The following is a 25,220-nucleotide window of genomic DNA, read 5'->3' as shown; positions in this document are numbered from 1 at the left end:
CCCGCCGGTTCACCGCGAACCACGGGTGTAACCCAGATCACGTGAACCGCGGCGGCCACTGTGGCGTGGTCAGTTGGGGGTTAGCATCCCGAGCCCCGTCGTATCCGGGAGGAACTTCGCATGGCACGCCCGACCGACTGGAACGCGATCGGGCTAGACGGGGACCCCACTCCGGGCGATCCCGACCAGATCCGGACATTGTCCACCGAGCTCAACCATCTCGGTTCCGAGGCCCGGCGCATCAGCACGGCGATCGACGCGGTCATGAACACCGCCGGGGACAGTGTCTTCGTCGGCGAGGCCGCCAACGCCCTGCGCGGTAAGGTCGACGACCGGCTGCGCGGGCACATCGAGGATGTGGCGCAGTCCTTCGAGACCGCGGCGACCGCGCTGACCACCTGGGCGGACAAGCTGGTGGACCTCCAGCAGCGGGCGGACGGCGCCCTCAACTCGGGCCGCGGGCTGTCCGAGGACAATCCGGACCGGGACACGTACGCCTCCACGGCCCGGCAGGCCGGAACCGAGCACAGCGAGGGCGCCTCCACGGCGGCGGGGAGCATCCAGGGTGTCGCCAACATCCAGCTGCCGATCTCCGAGTGCCAGATCTTCTGGGAGGCGTTCCAGTGGCTGGCGATCATCCTGATCGTGCCCGCGCTGATCTTCGGCGGGCCGATCGCGCTACTCGCCCTCGGCGTCAACCTGACCCTCTTCATCAAGACGATCGTCGACTTCGCCAGCGGTAACGCCAGCTTCCTGGACCTCTTCCTCGCCGGGCTCGGCATCCTTGCGCCCACCACCAAGGCGCTGCCGATCTTCCAGATCATCAAGGGCGTCGCTACCAGCGCCTTCGCCAAGGGCTTCGCCAACATCGCCCGGGGCACGTTCCAGGCCCTGCGCAACCTGTTCACCAACGGCTTCCGCCCCACCACCCTGCTGCTCGGCCTCAAGGACCTGGTGAGGCTCGGCAGCACCTGGGTCTTCAAGGGCGGCCTGTGGGTGCTGGACGGCATCCACAACCTGCCCAACATCATCGGCCACGGGGTCAGCTCGGTGGGCCTGACGATCGTGCAGGGCTTCAAGGCGATCCCCGGGTTCGTGCGCGGCCTGCCCGAGACGTTCTCCCGGGGCTGGCAGGCGACCAAGACCTGGGTGGGCCAGGAGTTCGGCGGCACCAAGTGGCTACGGATCATCCTGCCGGTGGACGCGGCGGAGATCGGCCAGTACGGCTTCCGGAACGCGCTGCGCATCGGCATCTTCGACCGCGGTGTACTCGGCCAGCACGTCTTCGGCGCCCCGATCACCGGCGCCGTCGGCCGCACGATCAGCTCGGTCCCCGTCGACCCGCGCACCGTCGACGCCCTGGTCGACATGCCGCGCATCCAGCTGAACGAGGTGCGCTTCGGGGCGGGCGCCGGGCAGAACGGTCTCCGCAACCTCGACCTCAACCTGCCCAGCACGCATCTGGACGTCACCTCGACCCTGCGTCCGCCCTCCCTGAACCTGGGTGACGTGGGAGCCATCGCCCACCGCGGAAACTTCGGTGTGCACGCGGCGCGCACGGTGGACGCACTGGTCGACATGCCCCATGTGCAGCTCGGCAACGTCCACGTGGGGAACTTCGGTGCGCTGGGCGGGCGTTCGGAGGTCGGGGTGAGCGTCGGCGCCACGCCGACCGTGACCACCGCCTCCGGCCTCCACGTGCCCGCGTCGGCCGGTGTCCCCAGCGCCACGCACGGCATCACCAACACGCCGGTCACGGGCGTCTCCGGCACTGCCCACACCACGCTCACCGGGCTGCACTCCACGCCCACGAACCTGACGTCCACCGCCGACGTGCTGCTGCCGGGCGGGGCGCACAACGGCACGCACGTGCCGGGCACCTCGATCCTCACCGGCACCCACGCGTCGCCGCCGCCGGTGGCCGCCACCCTCGGCGACCTGTCCACGCCGGGCTCGCCGACGGCGGGCACCGTGCACGCCGCGCTCACCGGCAACCCGGGCACCATCCACACGCCGGGCGCCCCCGGGGTCGGGAACCTCCACACGACGCTGACCGGCACCCCCGGCACCGGCGTCGCGCACACCGCGCTCAACTCGACCCCGTCGCCGGTGCCCGGCACCCCGCACGACGTGACGGCACCGGGCATTCTGCTCACCGGCCACACCACGGTCGCCCATCCGTCCCCGACCGGGATCGGGCACGCCGGGCCGGGCCATGTCGACGCGAGCGTCTCGGCGTTCGACCTGCTGGCGGGGGGCCGGCACAACACGCCGAACACCCCCGTGGCCCCCGGCGCCGGCGGCACCCTCGCCGAGCGCACCACCAGCGCCCTGCACGCCAACCAGACCCGGCTCCACCTCGACGAACTCGTCCACAGCCCCGGCTCCCCACACCCCGGCACACCGCCCGAACAATTGCTGCACGGTTCGCCGAACCCGACCCCGGCAACACCGGAACGCCTCACCGTGAACTCGGCGGCCACCACGGCTCCCGACCGGCTCACGGTGAACCCGGCGGGCCCCGGTACCCCCGACCGGCTCACCATCGGCCCAGTGGGCCCCGGTACCCCCGACCGGCTCACCATCAGCCCAGTGAACCCCGGTACCCCCGACCGGCTCACCATCAGCCCAGTGAACCCCGGTACCCCCGACCGGCTCACCATCGGCCCGGTGGGCCCCGCCACGCCCGACCGTCTGGCGGCGAACCCCACCCCGCACGAGCCGGCGCCCGCCACCACCGGCGGGGCCGGGCACTCCGGCTCGGGTGGCCCCGGCCATTCCGCTCTGGACCTCGTCGACACCGGCCGCAGCGCCCGCACCACCGACGGTCCCGCCTTCGCCGGCACGCCCACGCACACCGACGCCGACAAGGGCCTCGCCGGCTCGGCCAACGGCACCTCGGCGCACGGCCCCGAAGACCTGCCGGCCCACGCCACCCCGAACCCGCCCGGGACCCACACCCCGCTGCCGGCCCACTCCTCCCCCGCACCAGCCACCCACACCGCCGACACCACCGGCGCCTTCGACGCACTCCTCAAGGACCCCAACGTCGTCAAGGTCCCCGGCAGCCATGAACTCGCGGTCAAGGCACCGCGCGGCGGGACGCCCGAACTCCACGGCGGCGCGGTCGAGTCGGGCCTGTACACCGTGGATAAGCAGGGCACGGGCTTCGTCGTACGGCAGCTGGACGCGGTCGGCGGCACCGTGGTGCACAGCTGGACGTTCAAGCGGCTGGGCGGTATCCGCCTGGCCGAGGAGACCGTGCGGTTCGGCGACAGCCCGTTCGGCGGGGTGAGCGTCAAGGTCGCGGGCAAGTCCGTGGACTCCGTGAGCGACGGCGTCGGCGCCTGGCCCGCGAAGCTCAACGGCGAGGACGAGATCGTCGTCGCGTCCACCTCGGGCAGCCATGTGTACAGCCGGTCCACCGGAGAGCTGCTCCGCTCGTCCACCCCGGACGTCACGCTTCCCCCGCGTCCGGTCGGGATCACCGGCACATCCGCGGACAGCTGGGACGCCGCCGCCCACGCGGCCCGCGGCCACATGGGCAAGGCCGCCGGCGACAACGACGTCAAGCTGTTCATGCAGGGCGTCATCGGCGGCGCCTTCACCTCGAAGAAGGGGTACGGCGGCTTCGTCAACCCCAGTGCCCTGGAGGCCAATCCGGGCCTCGTCGGCAAGGTTAAGCAGTTCAACAAGGTCGCCGGTGACCTGATGTTCGAGGGCCCCAACCAGCGCATGACCGTGTGGCGGGGCGTGTCCATGGACCCGCGGGCGGCGCAGGCCGACGTGTTCGTGGAGCGGCTGCCCGCCTCGACCTCCAACAACCGTGCCTTTCAGGCGGAGTGGGCGAAGAACGGCGTCAACAGCAACCGCGTCGTCTTCGAGATCGACGTACCGGCGGACCACGGCAAGCTCGCCATGGCCTACCCGCCCGGCTACACCAAGGCCGCCGACGACGCCCTCGCGCTCAACCAGGACCAGTGGGAGGTCACCCTCTCCCCGACCCGGCTGGTGCGGACCGGCCCGGCCCGGGTCGAGGCCGACGGCATCACGGTCGTCCCGGTGCGCGCCGAGCAGATCCCGGACGCCCAGCTCGAAGGGCTCATCAACGAGAAGTGGACCGGGCTGCACTCGGGCGAGGCGTTCGAGGACTTCGGCCGTGCCTTCGGGCAGGACGCGATGCGCCGCTGGGAGGGCCTCGGCGACGCGATCGTACGGGAGGGCGGTGACGGCCCGCACGTGAAGACGTTCATCGTGAGCCGGCCCGGTTTCGCGGACCAGATGACCATCACGGTCACCCACAAGGTGGACGACAACGCCGTCTCCGTCACGATCACCGGCGGCGACCGCACCTTCACCAAGGAGTGGAGCGGCACCGGCTTCAACGACCTCGCCGCCGACCTGCGCGGCCATGTGCTCCATAACAACGAGTTGCTCAACTCCCTGCCCACGCCCGCGTCGTGGGGCAGGGAACTGCCGAGCCCGGTCCACACCGGCTCCCACATGGACTCACGGCCGCCCCTGTCCGGCGCGACCGACGTCCACACGACGCCGGCCCACGCCCAGCCCCAGCTCCCCCACACCCAGTTGGGCCCCGACACCAAGGCCCCCGCGCTCACCGGCGACGGCATCCCGTCCCACAGCCTGGACACCAACTCACAGGCACCGCACCACGCCGACACGGACACCATGCCCCCGGCGCCGCACGATCTCGACACCAAGCCCCCGGCGCCGCACAGCACCGACACCCAGTCGCCGGCACCGCACCGCGTCAACTCCGAGACGGCCCCGCCGCCGGTCAAGGAGAGCGACACCACCGTCTCGCACTCCACGGACCTCGGAGCCTCCCCACACCGCCACGACGCGGAGACCGCACCGCAGCACCTCTCCGACACCGCCACGCCGCACCGTCTCACCGAGACCGAGACGGAGACCTTCCAGTCGCACCCGCTCGACGCCGGCACGCCTCCGTCCCGTCTAGCGGAGACCGACACGACCACCCCTCACCTCGCCGGCACCGAGACGCGCACACCCCACCTCGCGGACACCGACACCACCCCGCTCCACCCCGCCGAAACCGACACCACCACGCCTCGTCTCACGGAATCCGACACGGCCGCAACCCACCTCGACGACGTCCACTCGGCCGCGCCCCACCGTGGCGACAACGGCGACTTCGCCTCGATGCCCCCAAGGGACGACACCAGGCTCGGGGCCGGCCGGTCCGCGCGGCCGCTCGGTGACTCCCTCCTGGACGACATGCTCAGGCCGCCCCGGCGGACCGGCGACACCACCGGAACGACGCCGCCCGGCACCGCTCACCCGGCCGCGCCCGACCTCCTCGACCGGGCCACATTCCGCCGTAACACGTACCGGGCGAACGGCATCCGCTCCCACTCTCAGATCCAGCACGTCGACCGGGCCCTCGACGCCTTCCACCGCGTCCCCGCCGACCAGCTGGCGCAGCGGGCCGAGGCGCTCGACAACCTGGCCGGGGCCGCCCAGCGCTTCCTGCGGGACCGTCCGCAGTCGGTCCGCCGGACCGGAGTGGAAAGACTGCTGAACCAGGCACAGGCCGAGGCGAACGCGTACCGTCTGCTCGACGACTTCCGGCGATTCGGCGGCGGCGCGGACGACCTGGCCGGCCGCACCCGTACCGCCCTCGCCGCCGGTGGCACGACCCCGCAGACACACACCCGGCTCCAGACCATGCTCGACGGCATGGACAGGGCCGCGCAGGCGCAGCGGCAGAGCGACGCCCTGAACCTCCTGGAGCCCGCCCCGCCGGTCCGGGGCGGAGGTGACACGACCCTCCCCACGCCCGCCCGCCAGGACCGCGACACCACCCCGGCAGCACCCGCCCGCCAGGACCGCGGCAAGGGCCGGGCCACACCGGCCCGACAGCCCGGTGACACGCCGTGGGCGGCGGATTCCGCCCAGATCGACGACCTCCTGGGCGGCGAGGGCCGGCCGTTCCGCGAGGCCTGGACCGAGCTGTCCTCCGCCCGGCAGGAACTGAACCGGGTCGAGGATCTGCGCAGCGGACCGGGCGGAGCCAGCAGTTCACAGGGCGTCAGCGCGTTCGACGTGCAGCTCAACCACGAACTGGTCACCGCTCAGGACAGGTTCCGCGCCGCCTACCGGAATCTGCAGGACCTCGGCGTCCGTCCGACCGACATCGAGACCCGGATCCGCGAGATCGAGGCGGGGGCCACCCGGCGCGGCGCGACGCTGGGCGCGGGCAAGCACGACCCGCTGCCCGACACCGCCCCGCCCGCCGTCAACCGGATCACCCTGACCAACTCGGGTGTCTCCGGACCGAACGGCCTCACCGTCGAGCACAGCGTGGCCGAGAACAACGCGGTGACGTTGCGGGTGCTCGACGGGCAGCTGCATCCGGACCCGGGACGCACGGTCACCGCCCGGCCGGACGGCGGCTTCGACGTCCGGCACACGCAGTCGGACATCGTCACCACGTACACCGCGAACGGCGACCGGATCGCCGACGACATCCCGCTGCACGGAGCCGACGGCCGGCCGACGGGGATGCGTCTGCACACGGATCTCAACGGTCACGGCCGCCCGGAGACCGTGACGGTCAACGGCCCCGGCGCGGACCGTCTGACCGCCTTCGCCCTGCCCGGCGACTCGACGCGCATCACTCATCTCGACACCGGCGTCACCCACCGCGTCGACGCCCAGGGCCACCGGCTCGACGAGGGCGTCCAGCTCACCGGCCGCGACGGCGTCCCCGCCGGGACCGACCGGGTTCGCGTCACCGACGGCACGGACGCCCACGTCACCGATCTCGCGGGCAACCGCATGGACCTGCAGGTGCGGGACCTGGGCGATGGAAACGGGGTCCGGATCACCGACGGCACGTCCGGAGTGTCCGTACGCCACGACGGTCGGGGCCGGCTCCAGGAGACCGGTGTCTCGCTCACCGACCCGCAGGGCGCGCGCGGGCAGCGGTTCCTGGCCGGCGACGGCACGGGCCGCTTCACCGTGACCGACGCGGCCGGCGCGCGTCAGACCGAGACGGTCACCGCGCTGCCCGACGGCAGCGGCTTCCGGGTGACCGACGAGACGACCGGCGCGACCACGCGGTACACGGCCGACGGCCGTTTCCAGGACTCCGGGCTGGCCCTGTTCGACCCGGCGGCGAACGCGCGGGGCGACCGGATCGCCGTACCGGACGGCGCGGGCGGCCACCGTCTCACCGACACGGCCGGGCAGCCGCTGCCGCAACGCGTCGTCGAGGTCGGCGGCAACCGGCCGCGCACGATCGACGACGTCACCGGCGACTCCGTGCTGTACGACGCCCAGGGCCGCCCGCTGAGCACCTCGACCGCGCTGGCCGACCCGGCCGGCGGCCCGCGCGGCTGGCGGTTCGCCGAGCCCGACGGGGTCGGCGGTCACCACCTCACCGACGCCCACGGCAACCGGCTGCCCGGCACCGTCACCGCGCTCCCGGACAACGGCGGTTTCCGTACCGTCCACGACACCGGCCACCACACCTTCGGGCCGGGCGGCGACTTCGCGGGCGACGGGCTGCGGCTGACGGGACGCGACGGCCTGCCGGCCGGGCATCTGGACCGGCCGCTCGGCGCGGCCCCGCGCCGGCTGGACGACGCTTTCGCCCCGGACCCGGCGCGCGCGGTCACCTTCGACCCGGCCGGTCATATCGAGATCGCGCGGCCCGGCGGCGGGCGCCAGGTCTTCGACCAGACCACCGGCCGCTTCCTCCAGGAGACGGTCCCGCTGCCCGGCGGCGGCCACCGGATCACCCTGGCCGACACGTCGTTCACCCGGTACGACGGCCAGGGCGCTCTCACGGCCACCGGCACCCCGCTGCCCGCGGGCCACGGCGGACGCTTCCTCGTCGTGGAGCCGCCGACCGCCGCGCACCCCGGCGCCTGGCTGGAGGACGCGGCGGGCGGCAGGCTCGGGCACTGGGACGCCGTGCGGCGGCCCGACGGCACCACTCGGATCGGGTTCAACGACCCGACCAGCCCGCGGCACGGCGAGTTCCTGCACCTGGCCGCCGATGGCAGCCCGGTCCGGCAGGGCTTCAACGTGCTCGACGACGGGCGGCGAACGGACTTCCGGTACGTCGTCGACCACACCACCGGTACCTGGGAGCGGACCACCCGGGCCGGGGCGCCGACGGCCGCGGCTTCCTTCCACCACGGCTCCGCCGACCTCTCGGGCGCCGCGAGCGGCCACATCCGGCTGCTCAGCTCGACCAAGGCGCACGTACCGGTCTTCGAGCGGCGGGTGCTGCCCGGTGCCGCCGGCGATGTCGTGGACTCCTTCCGCCGTACCGACACGATCTCCTTCGCCCGCACCAACCCCCGTACCCACTGGGTGCGCTGGGACGAGACCGGCACCCCGGCCGGTACCGGCAGCCGGCACTACGACACGGCGGGCACCGGCTGGCGGGACAGCGACGGCTGGGGCCGTACGGTGCGCGAGTACCGCGACGGGCTGCAGAAGTTCAACGGCCGGGCCGGCCACACCCTCGGGATCGACGACAACGGCGCCTGGACCTGGCACCGTTACGACGGCGCGGGCAAGGAGATCGCCTCGGGTCCCCGGACCCATGAACGCGTCGGCAGCGGCTGGACCGACCGCACCGCCGGCGGTGACATCGCCCAGCGGCAGTGGGGCATGGCCGAGTGGCCCGAGCGGGCCGGGCAGTACCAGGAGCACGCGATGGGCGCCGACGGCTCCCTGCGCGGCACCTGGGAGCGGCACTCCCCGCACGGCAAGGAGGTCGGCAAGCACGAGGTCTTCGGCGACGGCTTCCTGACCACCGACCGCTGGCGCGAGCAGCGCCCGCCCACCTGGGTCCGCACCCGCTGGCTGGCCGGCGCCGAGCACACCCGGCCGCCGTACGCCCATGTCCAGGCCGACAACACCTACCAGTTGTTCACCTGGACCAAGGAGGCGAACGACGGCACCGTCACCGCCTCCGGTGTGCGGTACGTCGGCATGGACGGCAGCGCCCTCGACCTGGCGGCCGACGGAAGTTTCGCCCGGTTCAGCGGCAAACTGCACGACGGCAGCTCCCTGAAGGTCGGCGACCACTCCCAGGCCCCGGCCCACCAGCCGCCCCCCGGTGTCACCGCCCACGCCTGGTCGGAGTCCGGCGGCCGCCGGGGCTACCGCGTCCAGGTGCGGAACGACCCGGACGGCGTGCTCTGGCGGGACACCTACCAGGACGCCGGCGGAGCCCCCCAGGTGGCCCGTGAGGGCCGCCCCGGCGGCGTCGTCCGGGAGTTCACCGGTGACCGCACCTGGGTGGACCGGGACCCGCACGGCAACCTCGCCGGGCTGAGTCACGCCAACCCGGACGGCACCGCCGGTCATGTGGTCCAGGGCTCCGGGCGCGCCGACTCCGGCCGCTGGACCTGGCGTGAGCTGGACGCCCAGGGCGCCGAAGTCGGTTCCGGCCGACGGGAGTTCTTCCGCGGCTCCGGCGACTCCCGGCTGCCCTGGGACGACTCCTACCGGGACTACAACGCCGCCGGGCAGCTGGTCCGCGAGCGCCGGATGCTCGACTCGGGCAACCACGTGGACGCCTGGCGCGACGACAACGGATGGTGGACCGCCAACGTCTACAAGCGCGACGGCTCGGCCCTCGACCCGAACATGGTCAACCAGGTCCGCCGCTGGTGGCACGACGGCGCCTGGCAGGACCAGTGGGCACCCGGCGCCCGCCACTTCCGCGACTCGCTGCCCGGGACCGGTCAGGGCGCACCCACGGTCGTACGCGAGACCCCGGTGCGCGGGTGTGGTCCGGTGCGCGTGCGGACGTACGACACCCGTGCCGATACGACGCATTCGGTGTGGAAGGAGTACGACCACGGCAGCGTGGTCCGGGAACGCAAGGTCGACGGCGGCGGGTTCCTGGAGTCCGATGCCTGGCGCGGCCAGTGGAACCGCTACAACGACCGGGGCGATCTGATCGCCCAGCGCACCGACAGCGGGCTGGTGTTCGAGCGGGACAGCTTCGGCCGTATGCAGCTGACCGGCAACGAGTACGACTTCCGCGGCCCGCTCACCGAGATCCGCGGCTGGGGCCGTACGACCCGTGAGGCCCAGCGCATGCCCTGGTCCGGCACCGTCCTGCCGGACGGGAACGCGGCGCTGCGCGAGGCGCGTTACGAGCCGTACTGGCAGACCGTGGCGAAGAAGGCGGCGCTGGAGTTCGGTCAGGAGTTCATCCTGGAGTTCGGTGCGAACCTGGCCGTCAACGGGATCGTGGCCGCCGTCCAGAACAAGCCGTTCACGGGCAAGGACGCGCTCAAGTCGTTCGCCAACGCGGCGGTCGGCGCGAGCATCAAGACCGGTCTGAGCATCGCGGTCCACGAGAACCGGGTCCTCGGGTTCAGCAAGCTCGGCGACCTCAAGACCGGTCTCGCCAACATCGACGGCGGCAAGCCCTGGACCCGGCGTCCCCTCAACCACGACAAGACCTGGTCCAACGAGTGGGCGGGCAACGAGACGCCGACCCGTTGGCGGGCCGGTACCTACGACTTCTCGTTCGGCGTCCTCAGCAGCGCGCTGTCCGGCTGGGTCAACGGCAGTATGAACGCGGCCGTGTGGGGCGTCACCAACGCCGACGGCCAGACCGTGAAGCTGCACGGCGGGGACGCGGTGTGGGAGGGCGGGATCAATGCCGCCGCGTCCGTCACCACGGCCGCCACCACCGGACTGGTCAAGAACGTGTTCGTGATGAGCGCGGGCGGCCGGCTCTTCCACCGCCAGGGCTTCGCCGACTTCTGGATCCAGCTACCCTTCAAGATCTTCGAGAAGTCGATCCAGTCGCTGTACCTGACCAGTGCCTATCGTGCGAGCATCAATCCCACCTATTTCCAGGCACCGTGACCGGGGCAGCCGCGATCACCGAGGACTGAGGAACGTACATGACCACCCGTCACAGTGTGGCGCCCAAGGGCCAGGGCGGCCGGGGCGCGTACCGGACCATCGGCGAGGCGATACGCGCCGCCTCGCCCGGCGATCTGGTGGTGATCGCCCCCGGCACCTGGACGGAGAACCTGGTGCTCGACCGGGCCGTCGTGCTCACGGCCGAGCACGGCCGGGGCAGCGTCGTGATCGCGGCCCCGCCCGGGGAGAAGCCCGCGGTGGCCGTGGACGGGCCGGACTGCGCCCTGCACAACATCACCGTGTGGGGCTCCGACGCGGGCCTGCCCGCCGTGAGCGTGTCCCCAGGGGCCGGTCTGGTCCTGGAGGAGTGCTCGGTGGAGGGCGGCCGGGTGCAGGTGAAGGGCCCGGACGACGAGGAGGGCGGTACGACGGCGGTCGTGCTGCGCCGCTGCCGTCTGGAGGGCGCCCGGCTGGCCGGCCTGCATCTGTCGGGGAGCGTCAGGGCGCGGCTGGAGGACACGGCGGTCACCGGCGTCGACGGGACCGGCGTGGTGCTGTCCGGCACCGCGAGCCTGGACGCCGTACGGCTGCGTCTGGAGCGCACGACCGGCTCCGGGGTGCGGCTGCGCGGCCGGTCCCGGCTGCGGCTGACCGACTCGGTGCTGGCGGGCAGTGGCAGGGCGGGGCTGCTCCTTGAGGACGCCACCGAGGCCACCGCCGGGGAGTCGCGCATCGAGACGCCCGGGGCGGCGGGGGTGCATCTGACCGGGTCGGCGCGTGCCGAGCTGACCGACTGCCGGATCCGCGGGGCGGCCGCCAGCGGTCTGGTGGTGCAGGAGACCGCGCGGCTCAGCGCGTCCGGCTGTTCCGTGGCCGACGCGGGGGCCAACGGGCTGCTGGTGACGGGTGCGGGTGAGGCGGACCTGGCCGACTGCCGGATCGACCGCAGTGCCTTCAGCGCGGTCCATCTGGCCGGTACGGCCGTGGGGCGGCTCGCCGACTGCCGGGTGCGCGGCGGCTCCGAACACGGTGTGCACGCCACGGGTGAGGCCCGGATCGAGCTGACCGACTGCGGGATCGCCGACGTCGCGATGACGGGGGTGAGTGTCCAGGAGCGGGCGGTGGCCACGCTGACCGGCTGCCGGGTCGCCGGGTCCGCCGCCGGGATCGGCATCGGCTCGCCCACCGGCAGCACGGTCGCCGACTCCACGGTGACCGGGACGAAGGAGATCGGCGTGCAGGTCGCCAAGGGCGCCGCCGCTTCCCTCGCCGGGATCCGGATCAGCGGTGCCGGGGCGGCCGGGCTGGTGGTCGACGAGGGCGCCGAGGCGACGGTGAACGGTGGCTGGGTCGAGAACTGCGCGGGTTCCGGCGCCGTCGTCTGGACGGGCGCCAGGCCGGAGGTGACCGGGCTGCACATCGACCGGCCGGGCAAGAACGGGGTGTTCCTGGCGGAGGGTGCGGGCGGCACGTTCACCGCGCTCGACGTCACCCGCTCCGGATTCCCCGCCCTGCATGTCGCCGCCGGGGCCGACCCCGTGTTCCGGCACTGCCGGATCCGTGACTGTGCGGAGGCGCTGGGCACCGACGAGGGCGCCAAGCCGGTTCTGGAGGACTGCACGGCCGACGGCAATCCGCTGACCTTCGGCGTTCCGGCCGCGACCCCGGCGAACCGCACCCCCGGGACGGTGCCCTCCCCCAGGTCCGCCAGGTCCGCCGACGACATGGAGGAGCCGGAGGAGGAGAACCTGGAGGACCTGCTCGGCGAACTGCACGAACTGGTCGGCCTGGACCGCGTCAAGCAGGACGTCGGCTCCCTGGTCAAGCTCATGCAGACGGTCCGCCGCCGCGAGGAGGCCGGGCTGCCTGCCCCGCCGCTCAGCCGCCACCTGGTGTTCGCCGGCAACCCCGGCACCGGCAAGACCACGGTGGCCCGCCTCTACGGCCGTCTCCTCAAGGCCCTCGGACTGCTGCGCCGGGGCCATCTGATCGAGGTCGACCGAACGGCACTGGTGGGCGAGTACGTCGGCCACACCGGCCCGAAGACCACCGCCGCCTTCAACCGGGCGCTGGGCGGTGTGCTCTTCATCGACGAGGCCTACTCGCTGGCCCCGGCGCTGGCGGGCAACGACTTCGGCACCGAGGCCGTGGCGACCCTGGTGAAGCTGATGGAGGACCACCGCGACGACGTCGTGGTCATCGCCGCCGGCTACCCCGGTGACATGCACCGCTTCATCGGCTCCAACCCGGGCCTCGCATCCCGCTTCGGCCGCACCCTCCTCTTCGAGGACTACGAGTCCGCCGAACTGGTCTCGATCGTGGAATACCAGGCCGCACAGCACCGCTACGAGCTCACGCCCACGGCCCGCACCGAACTCCTCGCCCTCTTCGAGACGATGCCCCGCGGCGAGGGCTTCGGCAACGGCCGCTCGGCCCGCCAGCTCTTCCAGGAGATGACCGAACGCCAGGCCCAGCGGGTGGCCGAGCTCACCGCCCCGACCTCGGACCAGCTGATCAGCCTGGAAGCCCACGACCTGCCCCAGCCGGTCACGCGCTGACGGGTCTCGCCCGCTGTGGCCCGGCGAACGTCGGGCCGGCAGTGGCCTCCGGTCATGCCCGGTCACTCGGCCCAGGCGGAGTCCTTGATCACCTCGACGAAGTCGCCGCGGCGGAAGCCTGGGACGTAGTGGGCCAGTACGTCGGCCTTGACGTTGCCGAAGGTGGTGTCGGGGCGGTCCTGGATGCCCTCGGTGAAGGCGGCGAGGATCTGGTTCTTGAAGTCCGGGCGCGGGTGCGCCGCGACGACCGCCGCGCGCTGCTCGTCGGTGACCTCGTGATAGCCGATGCCCAGGACGTCCAGCTCGACCCCGCGGGTGACCAGGGCGATCTCGGGTGCCATGTGCAGCGGGATCTCGGGCGTGGTGTGCAGGGCGATGCTCGTCCAGACCCGGTCGGCGGGCTCGCCGGTGATGCCGTGGGCGTGCAGGAAGCGGCGGGCCTCGTCGGCGCCGTCGATCTCGAAGCGCTGGTCGGTGCGGCGCAGGCGCTTGGTCAGCCCGAGGTCGTGGAACATCGCTCCCACGTACAGCAGCTCGGGGTCGAAGGCCAGCGCCAGGGCCCGGCCGCGCAGTGAGCCCCACAGGAAGACCCGCCGGGAGTGGTCGAACACCAGTGGCGTGGCGACATCGCACACCATCTCGGTGGCCTCCCGTACCAGGGCGGTGTCCGGGATCCGTATACCTGCGATCTGTTCGCTCATCGTTCTCAGCCTCCATACCGGATGGGTGATGTGCCTCCAGGGTTGTCCGGAGGTCGTACGCTGGGCCATGTCTCTGCTGCCAGGAAAACCACGGATTCGGACATGGCGCATCGGGTGGGCTTTGTGGTCTTCGAGGGCGTGACCATGCTCGACGTCAGCGGCCCGTCGGAGGTGCTGCACCAGGCTGGCCGGCTCGCCGACCGCTATGAGCTGGTGCTGGTCTCGCCGCGGGGCGGGACGGTCACCACCTCCACCGGGCTGGCGCTGAGCGGCACGGTCCGGGCGGCCGACGCCGGGCCGGTCGACACGGTCCTGGTCGCGGGCGGTGACCGGCTGGCCGAGCGGCCGATCGAGGACGAGCTGCTGGGCGCGGCCCGCGAACTCACCGAGCGGGCGCGCAGGGTCGCCTCGGTGTGCACCGGCGCGTTCGTCCTGGGCGAGCTGGGTCTGCTCGACGGCCGCCGTGCGACGACCCACTGGCGGCACGCGGCCACGTTCGCCCGCCGCTACCCGCGGGTGCGGGTGGAGCCGGACGCCATCCACATCCGCGACGGGCGGTACGTCACCTCGGCGGGCATCAGCGCGGGCATCGACCTCGCCCTCGCCCTGGTGGAGGACGACCACGGCGTCGGCGTGGCCCGGGACATCGCACGGGAACTGGTCGTCTTCCTGCAACGCCCGGGCGGTCAGTCCCAGTTCTCCACGGCCATCACCACCCCGCCGGCCCGCGACGACCTCCTGCGTACGCTGATCGCGTCCGTGCTCGCCGATCCGACCGCCGATCACAGCCTGCCCGTGCTGGCAGCGTCCGCCGCCGTCAGCCCCCGGCATCTGACCCGGCTGTTCCGCGCCGAACTGGGCACCACGCCCGCGCGCTGGGTCGAGAGGGTCCGTCTCGACCGCGCGCAGCAGCTGCTCCTGGAGGGCCACAGCGTCACCTCGGCCGCGCAGCACAGCGGCCTCGGCACCGACGAGACCCTCCGCCGCGCCTTCGCCCGCCACCTGGGTACGACCCCGACCCACTACCGCAGACGCTTCACCACCACCAGCGGCCAGGAGTAGGCACCACCGCTGAGAAGGGCGCGGTCGGCACTGGCCAGGAGCTGGCTCAGGCCGGGGGTGGGTCGGGGTGGTCGATGAGCTGTTCGGACCAGATCGTCTTGCGGTTCTGGCCGTGGCGGCAGCCCCAGCGGGTCCCGAGCCGGGCGACCAGGAACAGGCCGCGTCCTCCCTCGTCGGTCGTGTGGGCACGTCGTAGGCGGGGCTGGGTGCTGCTGGAGTCGGTGACCTCGCAGACCAGCACGTCGTGGCGGATCAGCCGCAGCTCCGTCGGCGGGCGGCCGTAGCGAAGCGCGTTGGTGACCAGTTCGCTGACGATGAGTTCGGTGGTGAAGACGAGGTCCTCCAGCCCCCAGCTGGTGAGTTGGCGCGTTGCCCATGCTCGCGCCTCGGACACGGCGGCCGGATCGGCCGGGATCTCCCAGTGTGCGGTGTCCTCCGCCGGGACGGCGCGGGTGCGGGCCAGGAGCAGGGCCGCGTCGTCGGGCGGCGCTCCGTCCACCAGGTCGGCCAGGAGCGCCCGGCCGGTTTCGTCCAGAGCGCGGTTCGGGCGGCAGGACGCGGCGAGCGCATGGATCAGCCGCCCGAGTCCGTCGTCGGTGTCGTCCGCGCCCGGGCCGATCAGGCCGTCGGTGTACAGCGCCAGGACGCTGCCCGGTGGGAGGTCGATCGTCGTGGTCTCGTACGGCATGCCGCTGAGGGAGAGGGGTGGGCCCGGGGAGATCGGGACGGCTTCCGTGGTCCCGTCGGGCCGGACCAGGACAGGCGGCGGATGCCCGGCACTGGCCATGGCGCAACGGCCGGTAATGGGGTCGTACACCGCGTACAGGCACGTGGCACCGACGATGTCCTGGTCGCCGGACCGGGCCTCCGCCGCGAGGCGCTGGACCAGGTCGGCGATCCGGGTGAGCAGCTCGTCCGGTTCGAGTTCGAGGTCCGCGAGCGTCTGGATGGCTGCGCGCAGGCGGCCCATGGTGACACTGGCGGGTATGCCGTGACCGACCACGTCCCCGGCGACGAGGGCCAGCCGCAGGGAGGGCAGAGCGATGGCGTCGTACCAGTCGCCGCTGATGTCCGCTCCGCCGCCGGCGGGCAGATAGATCCCGGCGGTCTCGGCTGCCGGAGTGTCGGTCGTGGCCGGAGGAAGCAGGCTCTGCTGCAGCGCCACGGCCGCCCGGTGCTCGCGCGTGTACCGGCGGGCGTTGTCGATGGCGAGCGCACCCCGTGAGGCGATCTGCCTCATGAGGTCCGCCTCGTCCTCGGTGAACGGCTCCGACCGGCTGGTGCGCCAGACCACGATGTTGCCGAGGGTGAGGCCGCGGGCGTACAGCGGCGCCACCATCACCGTACGGCCGTCGTGCGGAAGGAGATCCTCGGCCGTGCGCGGGCCGCCGAGCAGGGCGACGAGGTCGTCACGGCCGTAGACGACTGTCCTGCCCTGTTGGGAGCTGCGCAGGAGGGCGTGGTCGGACAGTGGGGGGACATGGTTGCCGGGCCTGATGCCGGCCGGCCATACCGCGGTGGCCGGTGCCAGGGCGGCGGTGCGCAGATGGGGGTCTCCACCGCCCAGCCGCCTGGGTGGTTCGTCGCCGTGGAAGACGGATTTCGCGAGGTCGACCGCCGCGAGGTCTCCGAACGCGGGTACGAGAACGTCCGCGAGTTCCTGCACGGTGCCCACGACATCCAGGGACCCTCCCATCCGCTCGGCCACTTCGCGGGCGAGGTCCAGATGGCGGCGGGCGCGCAGCTGGTCACTGCGGTCGATGTACAGGGCCGCGACCCCTGTGGGGCGTCCGCGCACGTCCTCCAGCCGGAAGGCGGACAGCCACAGCGCGACCCGCCGCGCCGGGTCGTGCCGCCAGCTCACCTGCAGACTGCTGCGGACCACCGGGGCGCCCGTCTCGAGCACCCCGCGCAGTACGGCCTCGAGGTTCTCGGCGTCCTCGGCACACAGCACGTCGCGGAACCGCGCGCCGGGTGGTACCGGACGGCCGTCGGGAGTGCCCGGCGTGGCGTTCGTCTGCACGGTGGCGAGATCGGTGTCGTGCAGAGCGACGGTCATCCGGTTCTGTGCGGACAGTGCGCGCAGAAGCGCCGCGCCGTGCTCATGGTCGGCCAACGGGTGTGCGAGTGCCGCCAGCACGAGGAAGTCCGCCGAGCCGCTCACCCTGGTGATCCGGAAGGTGACGTCGATCGTGCCGCCGTACCGGTGCCACAGCCGTACCCGGCCGGCTGCCGGCGCCTTCGTGGCGCCGCGCGGTTCGTCGGGCAGGCCGGCCACCAGGTCCCGCACGGGGCGGCCGCAGATCTCCTCGGCGGTGAACCCCGTCAGGTCCGCTGCCGCCTCGGTCCACCGCAGCACCGCACCGCGGCCGTCGAGCACGGCGGCTGCCAGGTCCGCGCGGGCGGGTGCCCCGGCGGGCGGGGCGCCGGAGGCGCTCGGCGCCTGCGGGGAGGCGCTCACCGAATCCGTGCCATCGGTACTGTCGGTAGCCATTTCTGCCCTTCCCTGGTAGATCGCGGAGCGACGATTCACTGCGCGACGGTGGTGGGCGGCAGGTCTTGTTCGGCCCAGACGACCTTGCCGTCCACCCCGGAGCGCGAGCCCCATCTGCGCGACAGCCGAGCGACGAGGGAGAGGCCGCGGCCGTGCTCGTCGAAGGCGCCGGGGTGGCGCGGGCGCGGCCGGCCGGTGTCGGTGTCGGAGACCTCACACGTCAGAACCCGGTGCTGGATCAGCCGTAGCCGGCTCGGGCCGTCGGCGTGGCGGATGGCATTGGTGATCAGTTCGCTGACGATCAGCTGGGCGGGCGTCACGAGCGGTTCCAGCCCCCATTCGCTGAGCTGACGGGCGACCAGGTGCCGGGCGGTCGGGACGGTGGCCGGGTCATTGGGCAGGTCCCAGGAGGCGATCTGGGCGGGTTGGAGTACCCGGGTGCGGGCCAGAAGCAGGGTGACGTCGTCGGCCGGAGCCTGGACCGGCAACGTCCGCATCACCCGCGAGCACAGGTCCTCCAGGGATGAGCCGGGTTGTGCCAGGGCGGCGCCCAGGCGGCGGAGGCCGACGTCGATGTCGTCGTCGCGGGACTCGATCAGGCCGTCGGAGTAGAAGGCGAGCAGGCTCCCTTTGGGGAGTTCCAGTTCCACGGACTCGAAGGGGGCCAGGCCGAGACCGAGGCCGAGTGGGGCCCCGGTGGGCAGGTCGAGGACGGTGACCTGGCCCCGCGCGTCGACGATCAGGGGCGGCGGATGCCCGGCCCGCGCCAGCGTGCACTGTCGGGTGACGGGGTCGTAGACGGCGTACAGACAGGTGGCGCCCACCACCGTGGGCACCTCGCCGGAGACGTCGGCGTCTTCGTCGTCCAACCGCCGGACCGTGTCGTCGAGGTGCGCCAGCAGTTGGTCGGGGGGCAGCTCCAGGTCCGCGAGCGTGCGCACGGCGGTGCGCAGTCTGCCCATGGTGGCGGCGGCGTTGATGCCGTGACCCACCACATCGCCGACGACGAGGGCCACCCGGGCGCCGGACAGCTCGATCACGTCGAACCAGTCACCGCCCACGTCGTGGTCCATGTCGGCCGGCACATAGCGCGAGGCGGTCTCGACAGCGGCACCGCCTCGCACGCGGTGAGGGAGCAGCTCGCGTTGCAGGGTGAGGGCGGTGTTGCGTTCGCGCGCGTACCGGAGCGCGTTGTCCAGACAGAGGGCGGCCCGGGTGACGAGTTCCTCGGCGAGGAGCAGGTCGTCCTCCTGGAACGGCGTCTGTTCCGCGGAGCGGCCGAACAGCGCGAGGCCCAGCACGCAGCTGCGGGCACGGATGGGTACGACCATCAGGGAGTGGATGCCGCTGTCCCGGACCTTCTGCGCCCGTACCGGGTCGTGGTCGACCCAGGGGCCGGCATGGGTGTCCAGCACTGGTTCCAGGTGAGAGCTGCCCGTGTGCAGGGCGATGGCGAACGGCGAGGTCGGGTGGGGGTGGATCACCTCTTCGCGGACGAACGGCAGCTTCGGCAGGTCCGGGTCGATGGTGGCGACACCGGCACGGCGCAGCGGCGGTGTGCGGTCGCTCGTCGTGCCGGTCCGCGGCGAGGGCTCCTTGCCGAACGGAACCGACTCGACCAGGTCGACGATGGCGTGGTCGGCCAGCAGGGGCACGGCGAGATCCGCCAGTTCCTGCCCCGTCTGCATGACGTCGAGGGTGCTGCCGATGCGTGTGCTGGCCTCGCTGAGGATGGCCAGGCGCTCGCGTGCCCGCCGGTTGCCGGTGACGTCCACGATCATGGCGCACACGCCCAGGGGCGTGCCGTCCGCGCCTTGGAGGCAGAAGAACGACACCGAGAACGCGTGCTCACGGCGCGGGTCCGCCGGCGGCCACGCCCGGAACTCGTGGACCATGGTCGTGCCGCTCTCCAGCACCTGCCGCAACACCGCCTCGAGCGCTTCGGCCTCGAAGGCGGGCAGTGCGTCCTTCGGGCGGTGTCCGAACCGTTGGTGACGGGGCACGCCGTCGTGACGCTCCATGGCGTCGTTCGCCCAGACACAGCGCAGCTGCGGGTCACGGACGATGACGCCGATCGGTGCGCGGGCAAGGAGCGACTCCCGCACCGGCCCGTCGGCCGCCCCTGAGGACAGGGAACCGATGTCGGTCACGGACACCAGCCACCGGGTGTCGGCGTCCTCCCCCCAGAGCAACGAGATCCGCAGCGTCATGGTGAGCGTGTGGCCGTCGCGGTGGCGGACCGCCACGGTGCCGGACCAGCCGCCCTGGGCCCGGCACTGCTCGGCGAACGCCGAAGTCCTCCCGGCGTCCTCGGGAGGCGGCAGCACGTGTGCGACGGAGCGGCCCACCACCTCCCGGGCCGAGTGCCCCACCAGCTGCTGTGCGGCCTGCGTCCACCCCATCACGGTGCCCTCCGCGTCGACCATCGCTATGGCCGCGTCGGGTATCTCGCGAAGGCCGACGGCAGGCTCGGCGGGTGAGGTGTGGTTGGTCTTCGTCATCGTGGTTCTTCCCATCGGTGCGGAGGTCTGGTCTGCGGCCGTGGGGAGAGGCGATGTCCGATGGAGCGGCCCACAGCGCGACGCATGTCCGTTTGGGGCCACTTCGCCCAGTTCTGATGAAATAGTCAGATACGTAGGCCCATCCGTCAAGTTCTTCAGGTTTGACCGAATAATCAGAAACCGGGTGGACGGGGGATGGCGGCAATGTGATGATGAAAACATCACAATTGCTGCTGTCATACGCTGGTGATGAAGATGTCAGGATCACTCAGGAATCGCTTCGAACGCCGGCGCTCCGAGACGCGACGGGCTCTCGTCCGCGCCGCGCGGGCGATCCTGGCCGAGTCCGGGGACGCCGGCACCAGCATCCGGGCCATCGCGGAGCTCGCGGACGTGGGCTTCGGCTCCTTCTACAACCACTTCCCCTGCAAGCCGGACCTGTTCGACGCGGCTGTGGCCGACGCCCTGGAGGAGTACGCCCAGGCCATTGACGAGCGTCTGCACGGCCTCGACGACCCGGCCGAGCGTCTCGCCGGCGGCGTGCGGATCAGCGCCCGCATGGCTGGGGCCCACCCGGAGATCATGCGCATCCTGTGCCACAGCGGGCTCGGCCGCATATACGCCGGCCGAGGACTGGCTCCGCGCGCGAGGCGCGAAGTGGAGCGGGGCATGGCCTCGGGCCGCTTCACCGTGGTCGACCCGGTCGTCGTACTGGTCGCGGTGAACGGCAACCTGCTGGCGCTCCTGGAGCTGTGGTTCACCGGGCCCGAGGTGGACAGCGGGCGGGCCTCGGACAGCATGGCCGAGATGCTCCTGCACATGCTCGGCCTCTCCGTGGACGAGGCCCGCGACATCGCCCGGCGCCCCCTTCCCGCCACGGCGTGAGGAGGGCGCGGGTTCCCACGTGGCTTCACATGTCGATGAGCAGGTGGCGGGGGCCGCGGAGCATGGCGTTCTGCCGGTAGGGGGGCGGGTCCTCGACCAGGCGTGCGGTGCCCAGATGCGGGAGCAGGGCGCCGAGTGCGGAGTAGGCCTCCACACGGGCCAGGGGCGCGCCGTAGCAGTAGTGGATACCGCTGCAGAAGCCGAGGTGCTCGTTGTCGGGGCGGGTGGGGTCGAACCGGTCGGGCTCGTGGAACCGCAGGGGGTCGCGGTTGCCCGAAGCCAGCACCAGGATGACGGAGGTGCCCTGGGCGATCGGGGTGCCGGCGATCTCGATGTCCTCACGCGGGAGGCGTTCGCGCATGTGGACCGGGGGTTCGTAGCGCAGGAACTCCTCCACCGCCCGGGGCATCAGGTCCGGTTCGCGGCGCAGGTGGTCCAGCTGCTCGGGTTGGCGCAGCAGGGTGAGCACGCCGTTGGTGATCAGGTTGACCGTGGTCTCGTGTCCGGCGATGAGGAGCAGGATGCCGGTTTCCGCGAGTTCCTCCTGGGTGAGCCGCAGGTTCGGGTCCGGCTCGTTGACGAACGCGGAGAGCATGTCGTCGCTCGGATTGCCGCGGCGCTGTTCGGCGAGGTTCAGCAGGTAGCCACCCATCTCGGTCCGTGCCTGGTCACCGGCCTTGTCGGCCTCGGTGGTGTCCTCGTCGGGCCTGACATCGGCGGCCGCGACGATAGCGTCGGACCAGGCCCGGAAGAGCGGCTCGTCCTCGCGCGGCACGCCGAGCAGACGGCAGATCACCGTGACGGGCAGCGGGTAGGCGAAGTCGTCGACGATGTCGAACTGCCGGCCGGCTTCGAAGGGTGCCAGCAGTTCCTTGGTGATCCGGTCGATCTCGCCGCGCATGCCGTCGATGCGACCGGGGCAGTGCGGGGGTCCGAACGGTCGCATGGCCAGGGTGCGCAGCCTGTGGTGTTCCGGGTCGTCGAGCCGCAGGAACGGCGGCTTGTGGGTCACCTCGCCACGGATACGGGGATCGACACTCATCCGTGGGTCGTGGAGCAGATTGGCGACCTGGTGGTAGCCGCCGACGAGATAACTTCCGTCCGCCTGCCGGACCACGGGTCCGGCCTCGCGGAGTTCCGCGTACAGCGGGTAGGGGTCGGGGCGGCTGGCGTAGTCGGTGATCCGCGCCAGAAGGGTCTCGGAGTCCATGGTGGCTCCTCATGGTGGGAGTCGTGGGACGGGCCGCGGATCAGCGCGTGGGCGGTACCACGGTCAGCCGGCGGTCGGGCAGATATCCGGTGAGCGCCACGGTGGGGCCGTGGGAGAGCACGGAAGGATCCGGCACGGCGGACGGGATCGGGACGTCGGCCGCTATCGCCCGGTCCGCCGCGCCGGGCGGGGGCGGGAACGCAGCGCCCGTCTCGATCAGATGCCGGTAGTACACGAGCGACTTCGCCATGTCGACGGTGACGGCGGCGGTGACCCGCCCCTGGTAGCCGTAGACCATCGCCAGACGGCGTGCCTCAAGGGAGCCCTGGGCGATGACCACGTAGTCGGAGTAGGTGGGCACGCCCACCGACTTGATGTTGAGCCCGAACTGGGTCGACCAGAACGTCGGGATGGCCAGGTGCGGGCGCTGCAGGGGCCCCGGATTGAGCATGTTGTAGGCCGCCACCTCGGCCTGCTCCACCGCGTTGCCCCAGTGCTCCAGGGAGAGCATCTGGTAGCCGAACAGCGGGTGCGGGAAGCGGGAGACGTCACCGGCCACGAAGACGTCGTCGGTGACGATGCCGTACATGGTGAAGGCCCGGCACCCGGCGTCGCAGGCGATCCCACGCGGGCCCGACGCCAGCCCGGAGTCCGCCAGCCACTCCACGTTGCGGATCGCGCCCAGCGCCACGACGCACACGTCCGCCTCGACACGCCTGCCGTCGGACAGCTCCGCGCCTGTGAAGCTGCCGTTGCCGTTCAGGGCGGTGACCGTCACCCCCGTGCGCAGGTCCACGCCGTGGTTGCGGTGCATGACGGCCGCGAGCTTCGACAGGGTGCCGCCCAGGGCTCCCACCAGGGGTGCCGGGCCCCGCTCGGCGACCGTCACCTCCAGCCCCAGTTCACGGCAGGCCGAGGCGATCTCCGAGCCGGTGAAGCCGCCGCCGATCACCAGCACCCGCTTCGGACCGGCGGCCAGCCGCTCCGCCAGACCTGCGCCGTCCTCCCACGTCCGCAGGGTGAACACCCCGTCCAGGGCGCCCTCCTCCGGGTTGGGCCAGGGCCGCGCCCGGGTTCCGGTGGCGATCAGGAGCCGGTCGTAGGGCAGCGACTCCCCGTCCTCCAGGGACACCCGTTTCGCCAGCAGGTCCACACCGGTGGCACGTACGCCGAGGCGCCACTCGGCGTCCGGGTCCCGGCGCATCGGCAGCCCGGTGGTCTCCGCCGTGGCCTGCCCGAGCAGCACCTGCTTGGACAGCGGCGGCCGGTCATAAGGCGGGTGGGGTTCGTCCCCGACCACGGTCAGCGAGCCGGTGAAGCCCTCTTCACGCAGCGCCTCCGCGGCCCGCAGCCCCGCCAGCGACGCACCGACGATGACGATACGACCGTCCTTGAGGTCAGCGGGCACCGGTGGTCACCTCTTCCCCCAGGAGGATGGCCTGGACCGGGCACGCGGCCGCGGCCTCACGTACGCGTTCCACCTGGTCGTCGGGCACAGCAGTGGCGTACAGCAGTCCCTCCTCGCCGTGCAGCTCGAAAACCGCCGGCGCGAGGAACACGCACTGCGCATAGCCCTGGCAGCGCGCGAGGTCGACAACGGTCCGCATCTTCACCACTTCCTCCGTTGTCACGCCCCCCCTCGTCTCCAGCATGAGGCGGGTTCCGGACCCACGCACGGCCACCCAGGGTGCGGAGACCGAGAGCTCGTCAGTTCCATACGACGTATGGTAATACTGGACGCACGCTTCCATACAACGTATGGAAAAGCTTGTTCGACCACGCCGGCCGTCTCACATCGCGTGCTCAACAGCCGATGACGCGGACCGCGCCAACCGGAAGGAAAGACCATGAAGAACCTCACGAAGCGCATCGCCGTCACCGTGTCCTCTGTAGCGGTCGCGGGTGCAGCCGTTCTCGGTGCCGGGGGCACCGCGTCCGCCGCGACGACCGCGACCGCGCCCGTCGAGCACCCTGGCGTCAGCGTCAGGGCCGACGACCACCGCTGGGACCACGGTGTCGGCTACCTGCTCGAACAGGGCTACTCCTGGGACGCGGTCCACGGCTGGCACCAGGACGACCGCGCCGCCGATTCGGCCTCGCGCGGTCACGACGGTCACCTCCACCGCTCGTACGGTGAAGGACGCGACTGGCCGTCCGGCGACTGGTACCGGCACGACGGCCTGGACGGGCACCACCTCGACCGGAATGACGGTCACCGGTGAGCCGCGCAGCTCGTGTCGGTAGGTCCCGTTTCGCTGCCGGCCCGGTGGCGGAGCGCAGCCGAGGCCGAGGCAGCCTGCCGGCACAAAGGCGAGGGGACTTTTTGGCTCGGCGGACCCAGAACTGCCGCAGGCGGGGGCCGTTCACTCGACGTCGTGGGTGGCGGGAGTCGGCCACTTGGCCCGCCCACTCGGGCACTGCCCGGTGCCATGTCCGCGGCCCACGCGAACCACATGTGAGGTGATCATGGAAGACATCGTCGGCACCTGGGTCCTGGAGGACTTCACGGTCGAACAGGGAGGAGTGACCTCCCACCCCCTCGGGGAACGTCCCGGCGGCATGCTCCTCTACACGGCGAACGGCTGGATGAGCGCCCTGCTCACGGCCGACCCCGGCCGTGGTGTGCGTGCCTCCGGGCTGCCGGAGATCGCCGGCGGGACCGTGGCGTACGCCGGGCCCTGGGAGCGCACACCGGACGGAGCGGTACTTCATCACGTCCAGGTCAGCCACCACGGGGAATGGGTGGGGACGGTCCTTGAACGCAGCGTCCGGTTCACCCGGGAAGGCCTTGAACTGACGGCCGTCGCGACGGGCGGCACCCGGGCGGTCCTGCGCTGGCGTCGGCCGGTGGCCTGACCGGCCAGGACCGGCATTCTCTGCACGGCACATCGGGGCGCGACCTACAGGGTTTGCGCG

At 72.1% G+C, this 25,220-nt stretch carries 12 protein-coding genes; 6 read left to right on the top strand and 6 right to left on the bottom strand.

The features are described from left to right. Positions 1-120: 120 nt before the first annotated feature. Complete coding sequence (locus tag ABZ396_RS21745; protein WP_358917901.1) at positions 121-10,893, top strand: hypothetical protein; 10,773 nt, start codon at positions 121-123, stop codon at positions 10,891-10,893. Between the two features lie 38 nt (positions 10,894-10,931). Then, positions 10,932-13,451, top strand: coding sequence for a right-handed parallel beta-helix repeat-containing protein (locus ABZ396_RS21740; RefSeq protein WP_358917899.1), 2,520 nt, complete (start codon positions 10,932-10,934; stop codon positions 13,449-13,451). 62 nt (positions 13,452-13,513) lie between these two features. Here the strand turns inward: ABZ396_RS21740 and ABZ396_RS21735 are convergent, their stop codons facing one another. Next, entirely contained in the window at positions 13,514-14,152 is a 639-nt protein-coding gene (locus ABZ396_RS21735) for an HD domain-containing protein (protein WP_358917897.1), read from the bottom strand. 102 nt (positions 14,153-14,254) lie between these two features. On the opposite strand from ABZ396_RS21735, the gene ABZ396_RS21730 reads away from it, so the two are divergent. Beyond that, a complete protein-coding gene (locus ABZ396_RS21730) occupies positions 14,255-15,214 on the top strand; it encodes a GlxA family transcriptional regulator (protein ID WP_358917895.1) in 960 nt (319 codons plus the stop codon). A gap of 46 nt (positions 15,215-15,260) precedes the next feature. Here ABZ396_RS21730 and ABZ396_RS21725 read toward each other — a convergent pair whose 3' ends face one another. Together ABZ396_RS21725 and ABZ396_RS21720 are read right to left on the bottom strand one after the other, a co-directional pair. After that, positions 15,261-17,708 carry a SpoIIE family protein phosphatase gene (locus ABZ396_RS21725; protein ID WP_359185480.1) on the bottom strand — a complete coding sequence of 816 codons (2,448 nt, stop codon included), beginning with the start codon at positions 17,706-17,708 and terminating at the stop codon, positions 15,261-15,263. A 35-nt stretch (positions 17,709-17,743) separates the two neighbouring features. Continuing rightward, positions 17,744-20,209 (bottom strand): SpoIIE family protein phosphatase, encoded by a 2,466-nt coding sequence (locus ABZ396_RS21720; RefSeq protein ID WP_358920583.1) that lies wholly within the window; start codon positions 20,207-20,209, stop codon positions 17,744-17,746. Between the two features lie 255 nt (positions 20,210-20,464). Between ABZ396_RS21720 and ABZ396_RS21715 the strand changes: the two genes are divergently transcribed. After that, on the top strand, positions 20,465-21,094 hold the full coding sequence (locus ABZ396_RS21715; protein WP_358920581.1) for a TetR/AcrR family transcriptional regulator: 630 nt from the start codon (positions 20,465-20,467) through the stop codon (positions 21,092-21,094). 25 nt (positions 21,095-21,119) lie between these two features. On the opposite strand, the gene ABZ396_RS21710 is transcribed toward ABZ396_RS21715, so the two are convergent. From ABZ396_RS21710 to ABZ396_RS21700, 3 genes are read right to left on the bottom strand one after another with little or no spacing between them, the layout of a single operon-like run. Continuing rightward, complete coding sequence (locus tag ABZ396_RS21710; protein WP_358920579.1) at positions 21,120-22,304, bottom strand: cytochrome P450; 1,185 nt, start codon at positions 22,302-22,304, stop codon at positions 21,120-21,122. Between the two features lie 40 nt (positions 22,305-22,344). Next, the gene (locus tag ABZ396_RS21705; protein ID WP_358920577.1) at positions 22,345-23,712 is read right to left on the bottom strand and encodes an FAD-dependent oxidoreductase; all 1,368 of its coding nucleotides are present in this window, start codon (positions 23,710-23,712) and stop codon (positions 22,345-22,347) included. Beyond that, positions 23,702-23,911, bottom strand: a complete 210-nt coding sequence (locus ABZ396_RS21700) for a ferredoxin (protein WP_358920597.1) — start codon at positions 23,909-23,911, stop codon at positions 23,702-23,704. The genes ABZ396_RS21705 and ABZ396_RS21700 overlap by 11 nt, the downstream gene beginning before the upstream one ends. 240 nt (positions 23,912-24,151) lie before the next feature. Between ABZ396_RS21700 and ABZ396_RS21695 the strand changes: the two genes are divergently transcribed. Further along, positions 24,152-24,526 carry a hypothetical protein gene (locus ABZ396_RS21695; RefSeq protein WP_358920575.1) on the top strand — a complete coding sequence of 125 codons (375 nt, stop codon included), beginning with the start codon at positions 24,152-24,154 and terminating at the stop codon, positions 24,524-24,526. Positions 24,527-24,770: 244 nt separating this feature from the next. Beyond that, a complete protein-coding gene (locus ABZ396_RS21690; protein WP_358920573.1) occupies positions 24,771-25,160 on the top strand; it encodes a lipocalin-like domain-containing protein in 390 nt (129 codons plus the stop codon). Positions 25,161-25,220: the final 60 nt, after the last annotated feature.

This window comes from Streptomyces sp. NPDC005866, from assembly GCF_040629895.1.
GTDB lineage: Bacteria > Actinomycetota > Actinomycetes > Streptomycetales > Streptomycetaceae > Streptomyces.
The sequence above is the reverse complement of the archived record's forward strand: the minus strand, read 5'-3'. Positions and strand labels throughout refer to the sequence as shown.